Source organism: Sedimentitalea sp. XS_ASV28 (assembly GCF_041224545.1).
In the GTDB taxonomy this organism is placed as follows: Bacteria; Pseudomonadota; Alphaproteobacteria; order Rhodobacterales; family Rhodobacteraceae; genus Sedimentitalea.
Map to the genome: position 1 here is coordinate 87,340 of NZ_JBGFGP010000137.1, position 16,085 is coordinate 103,424.

Genomic DNA, 16,085 nt, shown 5'->3' on the forward strand with positions numbered 1-16,085 from the left:
GGATCAGGCGTCGCCTTCGACCCACGGCGTCCAGACGGCTTCGTTGTTTTCCAGCCATTCGGCTGCCGCGTCCTCCGGTTCCAACTCGTCGATATCGACCAGCTTGGCCATCTCGGCGATCTGCGGGTTGGTAAAGCTGATGCGCTTGAGCGTTTCGTAGGCGCCCGGCCACTTGTCGGCCATGCCGTCCCACGCCGCCTTTTTCAGGTAGCCGTTGGCGGGGTTGCCGCAATCATAGGTCATGTCCGGATTTGGGCCGACGGCCGGGTCATCCTTGCAACCTTCCACGTACTCCGGGAACTCGACGAACTCACCGGGATAGAGCGCCTCGACAAAGTTCGGGGTCCAGTTGAAGATCACGACGGGGCGTTTGTCGCGCTCGGCCGCGCCGACTTCGGCCCAGAGCGCCGAAGCCGATCCGGCGTTGACGACCACAAAATCCATACTGAGCGCATCGACCCGTTCCTGGTCATGCTTGAGCCAGTCCACCGGCCCGCCAAGAAAACGGCCCTTGTCACCGGTTTCCGGCGTCGCGAAGAGCGCGGCGCAGTCGTTCAGCGCCTCCCATGCGGGCAGGCCGGGGCAGGCTTCCTTCGCCCACAGCGGATACCACCAGTCCTCGCGCGTGACGGCATCGTGGTCGCCCACGTCATGGATACCGCCCTTGGCCACGGCGGCCTCGAAAGCGGGACCGAACGCACCTTCCCAGACTTCGAGTTCCAGCGTGACATCGCCAAGGCGGATCGATTCGTATACCGCCTGGCTGTCGGTCGAGACATATTCGACACTGTTGCCCATCGACTCGAATATCTGGCCGACTACGTGGCTCATCACGATCTGGCTGGACCAGTTGTGCGTCGGAATGAGGATCGGATCCGAGCTGTCCTGCGCCTGGGCCATGGAGACGGTGGCAAGTGCCACGGCCGTTGCGGACAGAAGTGTTTTGCTGCGCATGATTTTTTTCCCTGTTGATTGATGTCAACCTGATTATCGCTTGCCGAACTTGTCCTGGGAAAAGCTCGGAGTTCGCAGGGAAATCGTAGGCTTGTTATATGAACAGGTAAGCGGGTTTGCATGAACGGGCTATACGGCGTTGTTAAAAGTTGTTAACAGGAAAGATATTTTCCTATCGGTGGAACCATGTCGCATATCCTGATCATCGAAGATGAGCCGGTCACCCGCGCAACCCTGACCTCTTATCTTGAGGCGCAGGGTTATGACGTGTCCGAAGCCGAAAGCGCCCAGGATGCCGAGCGGGTGCTGGCGGAACGGCCCATCGACCTGATGCTGGTCGATATCAACCTGCCGGGAAAGGACGGGCTCAGGATCACGCGCGAACAGCGCGCGAAGTCCAATATCGGCATTATCCTCGTCACCGGGCGTGATGACGAGGTCGACCGGATCGTCGGGCTCGAGATCGGGGCCGACGATTATGTCTGCAAGCCGTTCAACCGCCGCGAACTTCTGGCCCGGATCAAGAACCTGCTCTATCGGACCGGACAGGCGGGCCATGCAGCCAAGAAAGTCTATCGGTTCGAAGGCTTCGCGTTCGACGTCCACACCCGGCGGCTGGAAACCGGAGATGGTGAGTTGGTCCCGCTGACACGGGCCGAATTCGAAGTCCTGAATTATCTCGTTACCCGCCCGGGGCAGGTCGCGACGCGCGACGCCATCATGTCACGTGTGACCCATAGGCGATATGGCGCAAATCCCCGGACCGTCGATGTATTGGTGCGGCGATTGCGCAGCAAGCTCGATGTCGATCCGTCCCGTCCACCGGTCATTGCCACGATCCACGGAGAGGGCTACGCATTCACACCGTATGTGACGTGACCGGCGTGGCTTTGACTGCAACGCCGTCAAGCGCCTGTGTCATCGCCGTCCGCATCTCGGACACCAACCCCGCCATTTGCCTGACCAGTGCGGTTGCCTGCTCGGCGCGGGCGGCACCGTCCAGGGCCTCTATCCGGGCAAGGACAGTGATGGTTTCGTTCTGGTCGTAGTTTCCGACCGAGCTCTTCATTCGGTGCGCGATCGCCTTCAAACCCGCCCAGTCCCCGGCGGCAAGCGCGGTTTCCAGTTCCTGCTGCTCCGTCTGGATGCGATCGACAAACAGCCGGGCAATCCGTTCGGCATCCGCCGCGCCAAAATCGTCGCTGTCACGACGCAGCGCAGCCTGCATGACCGAGACCGCGCTCTTCGGCGTTTGGGTCGCCATGCGGGGCGACAGGAACACCTCGCCATCGTTCCCCTTCATTAGGGCCGAGAGAGCGCCCGCGAGGCGTTCCGGTGCGACCGGTTTGGCGACAAAGCCATTCATGCCGGCCTCGAGATGCGCCATGACCTGCTCTTCCTGGACATGCGCGGAAATACCTATGACCGGAATACCGGACAGCCGCGGATCCGCGCTCGCGCGTAAACGTCTTGTCGCTTCGACTCCGTCAAGGCCGGGCAGCTTCACATCCATCAGGACGACATCGAAGTGCCGGTGCTGCAAGAGGTCCAGCGCACTCTCGGCATTCGGGAGACAGACGCAGCGGTGGCCCATGCGTTCCAGATACCCGCGCGACACCATCTGATTGATCTCGTTGTCCTCGACAACCAGTATATCAAGCGCGACCTCTGCCTGCTCGATTGGCTCGGGCTTACAGCGGTCTTCGATCTCGCCGGGGTCGCCGTCTTCCAGATCGACCGCCAGCGCAAAGACCGATCCCACGCCCTTCTTGCTTTCAAGGCTCAGCGATGCACCGATGGCATCCGCAAACCGCTTGCTGATCGCAAGGCCAAGGCCAGTCCCGCCATAGCGCGTCCCGGTGTCACCGTCTTCCTGCTCGAAAGCCTCGAATATCCGCGCCTTGGCGTCCTGCGACACACCGCGCCCGGTATCGCTGATCTCGAATACGATACGATGCCGGATGCCGGACCCGCCGATTTCCCGCACGCGCATGATCACGTCGCCTTCGTCGGTAAACTTCACGGCATTCGACAACAGGTTGAACAGGATCTGCCGCAGCTTGGATGCATCGCCACGAACCGTGTCGATAATGTCATCCGGCACATCCAGAAGAAGCGGCAGCTTCTTGGCATCGGCATTGGGACGTATCAGCGCAACGACGTCCGCGGCCAGCGCGTGCAACGAGAATGAAGTGGCCTCGACCCGGAGACCTCCGTGCTCGAGTTTGGAATAGTCCAGGATGTCGTTCAGAATCACCAGAAGGTTCTGGCCAGAGGCGAGCGCGGCACGGGCGCGCGTTTTCTGTGTGCGGGACAGCGGGTCTTCGGAGAGGGCCCGCAACAGGCCCAGCATCCCGTTCATCGGCGTGCGGATTTCGTGGCTCATCATGGCGAGGAATTCGGATTTTGCGCGATCTGCCGCCTCGGCCTTGTGCCTCGCCTCTTCATGCGCGGTGGCCTCGCGTCGCAGATCCTCGGTCTGGCGCGCCACGAGCATCTCGAGATTGTTGCGATGTTCCAGCAATTCCCGTTCGGTCAGGTCGCGCTGACGCTCCAGATCGCGCTTTGCAATGGCCTGCTTGCGAAAGAGCTCTGTTGCTGCTTCCATCCGCGCGATCTCATCGGTGCCGCGCGGGCGGATTGGCCGGTCGAGCCGCCCCTCGGCAAGCGCCGTCATGCCTTCGTAAAGCTGATCGAGCGGGCGCGTGATCCGGCCCCGAACGAAGAACCACATGACGGCAAGCGCGAGGAACAGGCCCGCAATGGCGGCCACGGTGCTGCGCATCTGTGCCTGCCGCATCTGCCCGGCGACCGTTTCACCGGATCCGACCGCGAGGTTCTGCAACTGATCGGCGACCGCCGCCGCCTCTTCGGCCAGCCGGATCGCGGCATCCTGCAAGTCCCGCTTGAGAGCATCGATACCGTTGCGGGTTCCGAGGATGCTTGCCTGCAGGTCAAAGAGACTGGCACCCGAGGTCGTAACCGATTGCAGCTCCGACAGGTAGCCGCGCGCCAGTTGCAAGCGCCCGGGATCGCGAATGGCGTCGATCCGGCGCGAGACGATCGACAATTCCCGGAGAAAGGCCGCCTCGACCTCGGCCAGTTCGGCGTTGTCCGACACCTCGTCGATGCGATTGATCAGCAGCCCGAGCGCGGCCGTCCGCGACCGCAATTCGTACATCAGGCCAAGTTGAAAAAGATCGACCTCAAGCAGTTTGTCCAGAGCCTCGATGGGGCTTTCGCTGTTGAGGGGGCTGTCCAGGTCACCATAGAGGCTTGAGATGACAGCCGTGGTCCCCATCTCGGCATTCGCGACAAGCGTGTCGGACATGCCCAGCAGGGCGGTCGCCGCACTCAGCGCATCCGAGGCACGATCGCGGGCGAGCCGATCTGCCGCGATGCGCCTCGCCACCAGCCGATCGAGTTTATCCAGCGTCGTCTCGGCGCGGGTTACCGTCGCGCTCAGCGCAGCGATATCCGCCCCGCGTGTCGCGTCAAGGCGTTCCATCCGCCGGGACAGCGCATCGACCTGGGATCGCAGTTTCTGCGACAGGGCCTCACGGTCGGCCTGGTCATCCATTTCTGCCAGCTGCGGCGCGAGCGCGACGATGCCTGTGCTTTCCTCGGTGATGCCTCGCACGTCGCCGATGGCGGGGATTGTCCGGCCGATCACATCGGACTGGCGGATCGCCAGGCTGCGCAGCTCGACCAATCCGAGCAACCCCGCCAGCGTCGGCAGCCCTGCGATCAGAACGAAGGCGAGCAGCAGCTTGCCGCGCAATCCCGGTTGTTTCATCGCATCGTTTCCACGTCTGCCTTTCCGCCCGTCCGATCGGTCTGGAGATTGCCGTCCGCCGAGAATGCTGCATAGAATATATATATGCGATGGCTCTTGTTGTCTTTCCTCGTTTTTGCGACCCCGGCTGCCGCCGACACGGAATGGCAGCTTCGGGTGCCGCGCACACCGTTTGATTACCTCGGACCCTCGGATGTCGTTTCCTATGCGCCGCTCGATACGGCGACGGCCAATTGGTCGATCTGCGTGGCCTATCCTCACCTCAAGGATTCGTATTGGCTGAGCGTCAATCACGGCATGGTCGAAGAAGCCGCACGGCTGGGCGTTTCCTTCCGGCTCGTCGAAGCGGGCGGTTACCCCAATATCGAAAGACAGCGCCGGCAGATACTGGATTGTGTGGCCGAAGGCGCGGACGCGCTCGTCCTCGGAGCCGTGGCGTTTGACGCGCTTTCCGACACCATAGTCGAGATCTCGGTGGATATTCCGGTGATCGCGGCGGTGAACGACATCGCCGATCCGGGCATCACCGCCAAGGTCGGAGTATCCTGGACGGAAATGGGCGCAGTTTCGGGACGCTACATTGCCGAGCGCCATCCACAGGGAAGCAGGCCCGTCAAGGTCGCATGGTTTCCGGGTCCCCAGGGCGCGGGCTGGGTACGCTTTGTCGAGCGGGGGTTTCACGACGCGATCAAGGACAGCGCGGTCGAGATCGCGGCGACGAAATACGGTGACACCGGTCGCGAAATACAGGTGCTTCTCGTCGAGGAAGCACTCGAGGACATAACCGACCTGGATTATATCGTCGGAGCGGCGCCAGCGGCCGAAGCCGCCGTCTCGCTGCTGCGGACCCGCGGTCTCAGGGATCGGATCGGTATCGTGTCCGATTACATGACCCACGCGGTCTATCGCGGCATCTACCGTGAAAAAATCCTTGTCGCGCCAACGGATTTCCCAGTTCTGCAGGGCCGCATGGCCATCGAGTTCGCGGTGCGGGCGATCGAAGGAAAACTCCTCTACAGACACGCAGGTCCGGTCATCGAAACCGTCCGCGCCGGAGAGGTGATACCGTCGCAGATGACCGAAACGCTTGCACCGACAAGCTTCATTCCCGTTTTCCAGTTCACCAGTGAAAAGAGGCGCTGAAGAGCGCGACAAACGCTGTATTGTCGGCTGCAATGCACCCGGCAGTCATCCAGCGACAACAGGGCAAACGGCCGGGGTGCTGCCGTCGTCGTGGCGCGACCCTGCAACCCCGGCACTCACATCTGATCGACCATCGATTTGCACCGATCCGGATGTCTCATCCGATGGCGGCCTGCTCCTTGTAGTGGTGCCGTACCGCGCCGCCAGAAATCTTCAGGATGCTGCCCTGTTCGGGAACGAGGCTGCAATCCAGCGGGTCCGGCGTCAGAAGTGACCGGATAACAACGATTGCGACCTTGTGCGAAACGATGATCGCCGGCGCGGTCAGTTCCGAAAGGAAGGACGCGAGGCGCGCCCCGATCTGCTGCGCGTTTTCCGCGCCCGGACCGCTGGTATAGACATCGAATTCGGTGTCCAGCCCGGCAACGATCAGGGGATCCCGCGCGACGCGTTCCTCGTGTGTCGTGCCCTCCCAGGTGCCGCAACTGATCTCTGCAAGGCGCGGATCGGTTGAAAAGTCTGACCCGGCAAAGGCCAGCCGCGCGGTTTCCTGCGCCCGGCCGAGGGGGCTGGCCCACAGCCGATGCGGCCCCAGAGCGGGTCTGATGCTTCGCAGGATGCGTTCTTGCTGGCGCGCCTGTGCGCGCCCGCGCTCGGTCAGGTCAGAGTTCTTGCGCCCCTGTATCCGGTGATACCTGTTCCACTCCGTTTCGCCATGGCGCAACAGAAACACATCATGATCGATCCTCAGCTTTGGCAGGTCCGTCATCAGAGCACCACCGCGCTCATCGTGTTCACCTGCAAATAGACCTCTTCGCCGGTCTGGATGCGCTGTTGACCGGCCTGATGGCTCTGATCGACGACCATCTCTGCCCCGCCGGCCGCCACCAGATAGCGGATCTGGCTGCCGAGAAATTCGCTGTGGCGCACCTTGCCCGGCAGGGAATCCCGACCGGCGCTGCGCGCAATGGATATATTCTGTGGCCGCAGGACTATATTGTTCCCCTCGCTCATCGTTTCACCCGGCAGTGTCAGGCTGTCGCCCGTCGCGGTCACGAAACGCCGCTCGGGACCATCAGATTCGATCTTGCCTTCCAGAATATTGGCCGTCCCCAGAAAATTCGCAACAAACAGATTTTCCGGCCGGTCGTATAGCGTTTGCGGCGAGCCGACCTGCTGGATGATGCCCTTGTCGAGAACCGCCATGCGGTCGCAAGTGGTGTTCGCCTCCTCCTGATCGTGGGTCACGAAGATCGTGGTCAGCCCGAGTTGCCGCTGCAGACGCAGGAGTTCCCGACGCATGTGAACCCGAAGCGAAGCGTCGAGATTGGACAGGGGTTCGTCGAGCAGCAGCACCTCGGGCTCGACCACGACCGTGCGGGCCAGCGCGATCCGCTGCTGCTGTCCGCCGGACAGCTGATTGGGCATCCGGTCCGCCAGATGCGAAAGCCCCACCAGATCCAGCGCCGCATCGACCTTGGTCCTGATTTCTTTCGACGGAACCTTCCGCTCCTTCAGGCCAAAGCCGACATTGTCGCGCACGGTCATATGCGGCCACAGCGCGTAGGATTGAAACACCATGCCGACATTGCGTTTCCAGGGGTCCAGGCCGACAACATCCCTGTCCCCGATCATGATCCGCCCGCTCGGCGTGGGGCCGAACCCCGCAATGGCCCTGAGCAGGGTCGACTTGCCCGATCCGGACGGGCCCAGAAAGGCGAAGAACTCGCCAGGTTTTATATCCAGGTTGACACCCTTCAGGACTTCGGTGTCACCAAAGGACAGATGGAGATTCTCGATTTTGATACCAGCTTTTTTCATATCCGTATTCCTTACAGGCTCAGTGCTCGCCGCCCGATGACTTCAGTTTCTTGTCACGCTCGATAATGATCTGCGACGCGATCGTTCCCACGGCCACCACGATGACAGCCACGATACCAAGCGCCGCACCGGCGCCCCGACCGGACGGGGTTTGCATGAAGAGATAGATGCCATAGGCCAGCGGAGCGTCATTGTTGGAACTGACCAGCATGATGGTTGCGGAAAGCTCGACCGCCGCTGTCGCAAAGCTCGTGACGAAACCTGCGAGGATCCCGCCGGTCATCAGCGGCACCACGATCTTCTGGATGGTCCGCCGCTTGGTTGCCCCAAGGCTTTCGGCGGCTTCTTCCAGCGCATGGCTGACCTGTTGCAGTGCCGCCGTGCAGGCACGCAACGCGTAGGGCAAGCGTCGGATCATCAGCGCCAGCGCGATGATCACCCACCAGCTTGCCATCGGCTTGTCGGCAAAGGGCACATCAATGCCATGGAACGTCCGCAGATAACCGATCCCGAGCACGACGCCAGGCACGGCCAGAGCAGCGGTCGCGAGGTAATCCAGCGCCTTGCGGCCAAAGATATTCGTCCGCAACACGATATAGGCAATGGCGGTTCCGATGATGACATCCAGCGTTGCGGCGATGCCGGCATAGAGCACGGTGTTGAGGATAAAGGTCTTGGACCCCTCCCACATCGTCACATAGTTCTGCAGCGTATAGGCATCAGGCAGAGGCGCATAGGACCAGATCGTTCCGAAAGACAGCAACAGCAGGCCGATATGCGGCGACAGCACCAACAGCAGGATGAAGATGACCACGCCATAGGCGACGGCTTTTTCGGCCGGTTTCAACACGCGTTTTGCCATGCCTCCGCCACCTTTCTGAACCGTGGCATAATCCTTGCCGCGCATGAACAGGAACGAGGTCCAGAGCGACAGGATCGAGAAGACGACAAGGATCACGGAAATCACATAGCCCATTGGGTCACTGATCCCGATTGACGAGATTCGCAGAAAGGCCTGTGGCGCCAGCATGTTGTTGACATTGAGCAGCAGCGGTGTCCCGAGGTCGTCGAATACCTTGATGAAGACGAGCGCTGCCCCGGCAATATAGCCCGGCATGGCCAGCGGAAAGACGATCCGCTTGAACAGGCGCAGACCGTGGCTGCCAAGGTTCTGCGCCGCCTCTTCCATGGAGCGGTCGATGTTGCGCAGCGATGTCGACAGGTTGATCAGGATGAACGGGAAATAATGGATCGACTGCACGAGGATCACACCGTTCAGGCCCTCCATGAAGGGAATGTCAAAGCCGAAGTGATCCCGCAGCAGAAGGTTGACCGAACCGTTGCGACCAAAGATCAGCTGCATCGCCACGGCACCGACAAAGGGCGGCATGATCAACGGAATGAACCCCAGACTCTGGATCAGGATCGAACCCGAGAAATGGAACCGCGTGGTGATATAGGCCAATGGTAGCGCGATCACCGTCGCCACGACCACCGACATGGCCGAGACGTAAAACGAGTTCCAGAAACTCTCGCGGAACAGCGCCGTGCTGAAGAAATCGATGAAGTTCTGAAGCGTCGCCGCACCGGTGGCAGGATCCTGGAAGGCAACGACCATCACCTGCGCGACGGGCACCAGCAACAGGCCGATCAGCAGCAGCGCGATGAAAATGGCGACAAGGTGGATGCCGCTCAGGTTTGGCACCAGCCAGCGCGGCAAAATATCGGCAAGGCCCGCCCGCGACGCCGCGGGGGAGGAAGCATTCTGTGACATGGTTCAGGCTTTCTTGGAGAGCCGCCAGCACGAAAAGAACCGGTGGCGGCGGGGGGCCGGACCCCAGGCGGGCTCCGGCCGGACAGGCGTTACATTCCGGCGGCTTTTTCCGCCAGTTCACGGGCCTTGGCATAGTTCGCCACGACCATGGCGTCCCAGCTCTGCTCGACCTCGGCCTGACGCGCGCCGACCTCATCGGTGGCCTTCTTGCGCTTCTTGGTGAAGATGCCGGCAAACTCGGGGTCGAGGCTTTGCGCTTCGTCAATCGGGTTTGCGTCGATCAACGCCCAGGCTTCGTCGATCATTGCCTGTGCCTCGGCATTGTCACTGTCGGCAAGGGCGGCCTCGGCGGCGTGGATCGCGCCAACCGCTGCGCGAAGATCGTCGAGACGATAGGTGATCATCACGTCGAACATCGAATTGACCAGATTGTAGCGCGCGCCCGATTTGTCGACATCGAACTCGACCGTCGCGCCGATCGTGGAAGCCTCGAACGGATTTGGGAAGCCTTCAGGCGCGTTGGCATAGGTGGCCGGGTTCACCGGCAAGCGCATGATGGCCGGGTCCAGCAGCACCGACTGTCCCTCCGGGGTCAGCAGGTATTCGATAAAGGCCACGGCACCCGCCTGGTTCGGCGCGTCATTGACGACGCCCACATTCGCCGGGACCAGCGCCGTCACGGTCGGATAGGCGAAATCGACCGGGAAGCCTGACGCTTTGGACGAGAAACCGAAAAAGTCGATCACGATGCCCAACCCGAAATTGCCGGTGTTCACGCCGTCAGGCACACCGAAACTGCGCTCGGTGACCGAGGCAAAGTTGCCGGCGATGCGCTTCCACTGCGCCCAGCCCTTGTCCCAGCCTTCGCCTTGCAAGAGAGTCTCGACCGTCAGATGCGTCGTGCCCGACCGGGACGGCGCAGACATGCCGACATGGCCATGATATTCGGCCTTGGCCAGATCCTGCCATTCGCGCGCGGGTTCGAGCCCGTTGGCCTTGAGATACCGCTCGTTCCACATGATGCCGTAACCCGCACCTGCAAAGCCGAAATACTTGCCATCCGGATCGTTGAGGGGGTAGGCACCGATGCGCTCGGGGATCCCTTCGGAGCGGATCGTGACATCGGCGAGCAGCCCGTCGCTCTTGAGCACTTCAAAAGCATCCGGCGCGCTGGCCCAGAAGATGTCAGAGGTGTTGTCGCCGGCGGTTTCCTGGATGTATTTCACGCCGGCCGAGGTCTTCTTGTTCAGGACTTCAAGATCATATTGCGGATGCGCCGCTTCGAACGCGGCTTCGATCGGCCCGGTCATCGAATCCGGGAACGAAGTGATAACCGTGACCTTGCCCTCGGCCAGTGCGCCGCTGGCAATCAGAGCCGTCGAGGCGATGGTCGCGAACAGTGTTTTCTTCATTGTGTCCTCCCATTGATGTGCTGCGCTCCTCCGCGCATTGGGCCAAGAGTTTCAGGACACCGGAGAATCCGTCAATTTTTTGCAGAAATCGGCAGATCAGGCGCCGAACGGGTCAGTTGTGACCCGCCATTTCGGTCAATCCTGACCCGACTTCAGAAGCCCCACCGCCTTCATGCGCAGGTAGAGACGCTTGCGGGGAATCGCGAGAGTCTCTGCGGCAACGCCCTTGCGGCCATCGGCGTCCCGCAAAGCCTGCTCCAGCAACGCGCGCTCAAAGGCCATCATCGCCTCGTCATAAGAGGTGTGCGGCCCGGTGCCGCCGCGCGACTGTGCCTGAAGATTCAGTCCGAGGCCGATGATCATCCGCTCTGCGACATTGCGCAATTCACGCACGTTGCCTGGCCAGTCGTGCTTGCCGATCGGATCCAGCATCTCTTTGGTGACATTGGGCAGGCGCTTGCCATAGCGTTCCGCCGCCTGCCGCAAAAAGGCTTCGAGCAGGATAAAGACATCGCGGTTTCGCGCCCGCAATGGCGGTATCTCGACGGTCGCAACGTTGACGAGATAGAGCAGTTCGTCACTCAGGCTGATCTCCGGATCGGTCAGTGAGCCGGTCACGGAAAGAATGGCGCGCGGACGGTCGTTGCGCCGGAGAAAATCCGCCAGATGCGTCTGTCCCCGGTTATCGAGCTTGTGCAGGGCGCGCACGAAAATCGTATCCACCTCTGGCGGGATACCGTCCAGTTCCGCCTGCAATCCATCTGCCGCGACCGTGGCGCAATTGATCGCGTAAAAACCCCCCGCACCTTCGCCGTAATCGTGCAGCATTCGAGCGGCCAGCGCCTTGCCCGTCCCGGTTTCACCGTAGATCGTGACGGTGATCGGCAGCGGCGCAAGATCGAGCAGCGCCTTGCGACAGTTTCGGATCACGTCGGAGCGGCCGAGCAAATGGCTGACCATGCCGCCCTGGCGGGCGATGCGTCGGCGCAGGCGCTTGTTTTCCAGCACCAGTTTTCTGGCGTTCAGGGTGCGCCTGAGCATGGTTATCAGGACATCCGGCTGCACCGGCTTTTCCAGGAAATCATAAGCCCCGGCCTTGATCGCAGCGATGGCAAGCCGCATTTCGGCATGCCCGGTGATCATGATGAACGGCACGTCCGGCGCGGCCGCACGCACGGCTTTGAGCACATCAAAACCATCCATTTTGGCCATGCGTATGTCACAAAGGATGACGCCTCCCCATTCCGGGTCCAGGGTTTCCAGCAGGGCCGCCCCACCGGCGAAGCCCCTTGGGCGCAGCCCCTCTTCTTCGAGCATCTCGCAGGTGGCCTCACGAAAATCCTGATCGTCATCGACCACATAGACCTGATGGGCGTCATGTTTCATCGTCGCTCTCTCCCCGTGGCAATGTCACAGTCGCGCGTGTGCCGACCTCACGGCGCGCACTCAGCGACAGCGTGCCATTCATTCCGGTAATGATGTTGAACGAAATCGACAGGCCCAGCCCCATCCCCTCGCCGGGGTCCTTGGTGGTGACAAAGGGGTCAAAAGCCCGCTCTGGCGTCAGATCGCCAAGACCTATCCCATCGTCGACGATGGAAAACGCGACAGTCTGGATGTCGCTTTCCTCGGCACGAACCGTGATCTTACCCGCCTTGCCTGTCGAGGCAATTGCATCACAGGCGTTGGAGAGCAGATTGACCAGAACCTGCTCGATCAGAACCGCGTCCCCGATGACCATGAGCCCGTCCAGCGCCGGGTCGATCTCTACGGTTATTCCATGATCGGTGAACGAGCCTTGCAAAAGCTCCTGCGCATTGCGAAGCGTGCGCACCAGCGGCACCTTTTCCCGGAGATACTCCGACCGGCGCGCGAATTTGCGCAGATGCGATATGATCCGCTCCATCCGCGTCACCAGGTCGTCGATCTTGTCGATCTGCGTGGCGGCACGGTCGGTCTCGCCCTTGCGCTGCGCGGTCTGCAACAGGCGCAGGCGCTGGCGAATCGCGCCAAGCGGTTGATTCAATTCATGCCCGATTCCGGCCGAGAGATTGCCAAGCGCCGCCATCTTGCCGACCTGCACCAGTTCATTCTGTGTCTGACGAAGATCCCGGATTGCGCGGTCCCGCTCGTCCACCGACGTTTCAAAGGCAATCACGGCCGACGCCAGTTGCGCGATTTCATCGTTGCGCCCCGGCAGCCCTGAGAGCGAGGGCCGTCCACCCCCCGCAATCTGGCGCATGGCATCCGTAAGTCGTTGCATCGGGCGAATGATCGACGGACGAATGTAGGAAAACAGGATCGCCAGCCCCCCCGCAGCAGCGAGGATCGTCAGCACAAGCAGCAGACGCATGGTGGCGGCGGCGCTCGTTGCAAATGTATCGCTGATCGCAAGAATCTCACCATGCTGGGTTTCGGCCTGTTCCAGTAGCTGGTCGTTCATCCGTGTCAGCAATGTCAGAACGGTTGCGAGCTGTTCGCCAAGGGCATCCCTCGTCTGGTGCCAGGCCTTGCGATCCGCAATCACACCGTTCGGATGAGTGGTCATGCGCGCCAGCGTTTCGGCGGCCTGGCGCAGGAACAGATATTCGGCCTTGGGCGGAAGGGTTTCGATGCTCGCGCTGACGCGGGCCAGCGCATCCGCGATCAGGTTTTCGAATTGTTCCAGCTGCGCCGGAGACTGACTGGTGGATATCTGAATCGCAAGCGCCGTTGCCGTCGCCGCATCATGGCCGATATCGGCAAAGGTGGTTTGCAATTGCAGCTCTTCGGTCAGCATCCTGGCCATTTCACCGCGGATCGCCGGGTCGGACTCCTCGATCATCCGACGGGTCAGCACCTCGATGTTGAAGGCAAAATCCGACATGACGGCGGTGGTCTCGTCCTGAATATCCGCGTTCAGCCAGCGCAACTGGTCGATCTTGGAAATCACCCGCGTCTCGGTTCGCGCCACCGTCTCCACGCTGCGGATCACCAGTGCCAGTTGATGTTGCAGCGTTTCCACATCCCGAGGCGTGATGACCGTATCGAATCCCTCCGCGACAAACCGGCTGAGCTCGGCCGCCGAAGACTTGAGCATGGCATCCAATGCGCCAGACCTCTCTGCGCTGCCGGAGAGGATGCGATTGCCGAGCATTGCGAGATCCGCCGTCTTGGCCGACAGGCGCGTGGTCTGGGCCAGTTTCGGCACCTGCGTGGCGCTCAGATCGGCCACCACTTCGCGCGCACTCCCAAGCCAGTAGAACGCAGCGCCCATCACCACCCATGTCATCAGGATCGCCGCCAGAACCGTCAGCAAAAGACGTGTCCAGATGCGCGGCGCGATGTTATCCCACAGGCGCTTCACTCCTCGACCCGACGCTCCAGCAGGTTCAATGCCGCGTCGGCCCGCGCCATCGTCTGTGCGACCCGCGTGTTCCAATCCCTGAGCAGATCGCGTTCGAGCCTTACCGCATCTCTCCGTGACACCGTCTGCGCGCCGTCGTAGAGGGTCAGGCTGGCGTCAAGCGCTTCCTCCCCTGTCACCGGAGTCTCGGTCAACAGCGCGCGCACCGATGACAGCGCGTCAGGCGGCAGCGTGCCCTGCAAGGCGTGGTAGCGCCGCCACAGGTTGCGCCGCTCCACGAGCCGGTCGGTGATCATCAGATCAAACAGCGTATTCACCGCCCAGTAGCGGTTGGAAGATTGTTCGGCATCATATTCCAGCCAGGCGAGCTTCAGCGCCTCGACAATATCCTCCGGCAAATCCGCGACCATCTCCTCGCGCACCAGCGGATCAAAGGGAATGCGCGAAATACCGGGTGCCATCAGCGCGGCCTGCCCATCACGCGACAGCAACATACGCAGGAAGTCGCAGGCCCGCATCGGCGCTTTGCCTCCCTTCAGGATACCGACCTGTGCGGCCGCCAGAACGATCGGGCGGCCATAGCGAAAATCGAGCATATCGGATTTCGCTTCCGACAGGAAATCGATAGTCAATCCGATCTCGAAGCGTTCGTTTATCAACCCGTCGGGCACGCCATAACTCCGCGCGGTCAAGGTGGACAGGTTGCCCGAAAGCTCCAGCAGATAGCGCCAGCCATCCTCCCACCCGCGCACCATCAACATCCGTTCGACCAGCATATGCGCCGATCCCGAACGGGCCGGGCGCGCCATGGCGATCTTGTCCCGGTAAAGCGGGCGCAAAAGGTCGTTCCAGTTGGTCGGCATGAACAGCCTGCTATCGGATCGCCGTGCCCAGCCGACCGAGGACAGGGCAAAGGGCGCAACCGTGTGGGGTCCATCAGGTCCGCAAAGGCCGGTATCCGCAAATGCCCCCCTGCGCTGCAACAGTTCGAAAGCCTCAGGCGACGACGCCCAGAAGATGTCAAAACCGCGGCTGTTGCCGCGCAGCACCTCCTCGATGGCCGCGACGGTATTCTTGTTCAGGACACGGATCTCGGCGTCCGCCGCCCGCTCGGCCCACATTCGGGTATAGGCCGTCGACAAATCCGGCGGAAACGACGTCAGCACACGCAGTTCCTGCGCCGAAGCCAAATGCGCCCACAGGCTGCCCAGAAGAATTGCAAGAAAACGAAAGACCGACATGCCAGCAGTTTACGCGCTGTGATCCAGAAGGCATCCCGACAAAAGCAAAAGCCCAAAATGGGTCACTTATGACACATTAACAGTTCTCAAGGTATAACGATCTGAACTGATGCGGTTGATGCCCCACCCGGTCGGCTTGCGCCGCATCACCTTATCTGAATTAAGTATTCTTGGGGTGCCGCTCCGACAGACGACCGCAGTTTTTTATAGCCGTCATCAACTGGCCGGCGGAACTGGGGCCATGCCCGATTTCAGCACCCTGTGCCGTCGTCAAAAACACCAAGCGTGAGCCTGTTTATCACGCCAATACCGCGTCACTGAATCTTTCTGTCGATAGCACCGGCATAAAATCCAAGAGCGAAGTCGAGTGGAGCGCCAACAGGCATCATGGTCGCAAACACTGCATCTGGTACAAGATATACAGAGACATTGGCGAGGATTGGCGAGGAAACGCTGGATGACCTGCCCCCCTTCGGTCCCTCGTTCATAACGAGAGTCTGCGGGTTTGATCTTGATAATCATGGGTTTCGGTTTGGGCAAGCGCGCCGGGCGCGGAGCCCTCAAATTGCTCAAGCGCTCGGCGCGCTTGCAGTGGCGT

11 protein-coding genes are annotated in these 16,085 nt (G+C 61.3%); 2 read left to right on the forward strand and 9 right to left on the reverse strand.

The annotated features are described in order from the left end of the window. Positions 1–3: 3 nt before the first annotated feature. Positions 4–954 carry an ABC transporter substrate-binding protein gene (locus AB9K34_RS13015; RefSeq protein WP_369954857.1) on the reverse strand — a complete coding sequence of 317 codons (951 nt, stop codon included), beginning with the start codon at positions 952–954 and terminating at the stop codon, positions 4–6. Between the two features lie 186 nt (positions 955–1,140). On the opposite strand from AB9K34_RS13015, the gene AB9K34_RS13020 reads away from it, so the two are divergent. After that, the gene (locus AB9K34_RS13020; RefSeq protein WP_369954858.1) at positions 1,141–1,833 is read left to right on the forward strand and encodes a response regulator; all 693 of its coding nucleotides are present in this window, start codon (positions 1,141–1,143) and stop codon (positions 1,831–1,833) included. Here the strand turns inward: AB9K34_RS13020 and AB9K34_RS13025 are convergent. Then, a complete protein-coding gene (locus AB9K34_RS13025; RefSeq protein ID WP_369954859.1) occupies positions 1,814–4,750 on the reverse strand; it encodes a response regulator in 2,937 nt (978 codons plus the stop codon). The genes AB9K34_RS13020 and AB9K34_RS13025 overlap by 20 nt on opposite strands. Before the next feature lie 84 nt (positions 4,751–4,834). Between AB9K34_RS13025 and torT the strand changes: the two genes are divergently transcribed. Continuing rightward, the gene (torT, locus tag AB9K34_RS13030; RefSeq protein WP_369954860.1) at positions 4,835–5,893 is read left to right on the forward strand and encodes a TMAO reductase system periplasmic protein TorT; all 1,059 of its coding nucleotides are present in this window, start codon (positions 4,835–4,837) and stop codon (positions 5,891–5,893) included. A 157-nt stretch (positions 5,894–6,050) separates the two neighbouring features. Here torT and AB9K34_RS13035 read toward each other — a convergent pair whose 3' ends face one another. The 7 genes from AB9K34_RS13035 to AB9K34_RS13065 all read right to left on the reverse strand — a co-directional run bounded on the left by AB9K34_RS13035 (position 6,051) and on the right by AB9K34_RS13065 (position 15,487). Then, a complete protein-coding gene (locus AB9K34_RS13035; protein ID WP_369954861.1) occupies positions 6,051–6,662 on the reverse strand; it encodes a histidine phosphatase family protein in 612 nt (203 codons plus the stop codon). Then, complete coding sequence (locus tag AB9K34_RS13040) at positions 6,662–7,714, reverse strand: ABC transporter ATP-binding protein (RefSeq protein ID WP_369954862.1); 1,053 nt, start codon at positions 7,712–7,714, stop codon at positions 6,662–6,664. Before AB9K34_RS13040 ends, AB9K34_RS13035 begins: the two co-directional genes overlap by 1 nt. 19 nt (positions 7,715–7,733) lie before the next feature. After that, positions 7,734–9,488, reverse strand: a complete 1,755-nt coding sequence (locus AB9K34_RS13045) for an ABC transporter permease (protein WP_369954863.1) — start codon at positions 9,486–9,488, stop codon at positions 7,734–7,736. A gap of 89 nt (positions 9,489–9,577) precedes the next feature. Beyond that, positions 9,578–10,900, reverse strand: coding sequence for an ABC transporter substrate-binding protein (locus AB9K34_RS13050; protein ID WP_369954864.1), 1,323 nt, complete (start codon positions 10,898–10,900; stop codon positions 9,578–9,580). 135 nt (positions 10,901–11,035) lie between these two features. Continuing rightward, on the reverse strand, positions 11,036–12,286 hold the full coding sequence (locus tag AB9K34_RS13055; protein ID WP_369954865.1) for a sigma-54-dependent transcriptional regulator: 1,251 nt from the start codon (positions 12,284–12,286) through the stop codon (positions 11,036–11,038). Further along, positions 12,276–14,246 (reverse strand): ATP-binding protein, encoded by a 1,971-nt coding sequence (locus AB9K34_RS13060; RefSeq protein ID WP_369954866.1) that lies wholly within the window; start codon positions 14,244–14,246, stop codon positions 12,276–12,278. The genes AB9K34_RS13055 and AB9K34_RS13060 overlap by 11 nt, the downstream gene beginning before the upstream one ends. After that, positions 14,243–15,487 carry an ABC transporter substrate-binding protein gene (locus tag AB9K34_RS13065; protein WP_369954867.1) on the reverse strand — a complete coding sequence of 415 codons (1,245 nt, stop codon included), beginning with the start codon at positions 15,485–15,487 and terminating at the stop codon, positions 14,243–14,245. The genes AB9K34_RS13060 and AB9K34_RS13065 overlap by 4 nt, the downstream gene beginning before the upstream one ends. Positions 15,488–16,085: the final 598 nt, after the last annotated feature.

Excerpts from the sequence above, each read along its gene's own strand:
- AB9K34_RS13020 (WP_369954858.1), top strand. The coding sequence starts at position 1,141 with ATGTCGCATATCCTGATCATCGAAGATGAGCCGGTCACCCGCGCAACC.
- AB9K34_RS13040 (WP_369954862.1), bottom strand. The coding sequence starts at position 7,714 with ATGAAAAAAGCTGGTATCAAAATCGAGAATCTCCATCTGTCCTTTGGT.
- AB9K34_RS13045 (WP_369954863.1), bottom strand. The coding sequence starts at position 9,488 with ATGTCACAGAATGCTTCCTCCCCCGCGGCGTCGCGGGCGGGCCTTGCC.
- AB9K34_RS13065 (WP_369954867.1), bottom strand. The coding sequence starts at position 15,487 with ATGTCGGTCTTTCGTTTTCTTGCAATTCTTCTGGGCAGCCTGTGGGCG.
- torT (WP_369954860.1), top strand. The coding sequence starts at position 4,835 with ATGCGATGGCTCTTGTTGTCTTTCCTCGTTTTTGCGACCCCGGCTGCC.
- AB9K34_RS13055 (WP_369954865.1), bottom strand. The coding sequence starts at position 12,286 with ATGAAACATGACGCCCATCAGGTCTATGTGGTCGATGACGATCAGGAT.
- AB9K34_RS13025 (WP_369954859.1), bottom strand. The coding sequence starts at position 4,750 with ATGAAACAACCGGGATTGCGCGGCAAGCTGCTGCTCGCCTTCGTTCTG.
- AB9K34_RS13035 (WP_369954861.1), bottom strand. The coding sequence starts at position 6,662 with ATGACGGACCTGCCAAAGCTGAGGATCGATCATGATGTGTTTCTGTTG.
- AB9K34_RS13050 (WP_369954864.1), bottom strand. The coding sequence starts at position 10,900 with ATGAAGAAAACACTGTTCGCGACCATCGCCTCGACGGCTCTGATTGCC.
- AB9K34_RS13015 (WP_369954857.1), bottom strand. The coding sequence starts at position 954 with ATGCGCAGCAAAACACTTCTGTCCGCAACGGCCGTGGCACTTGCCACC.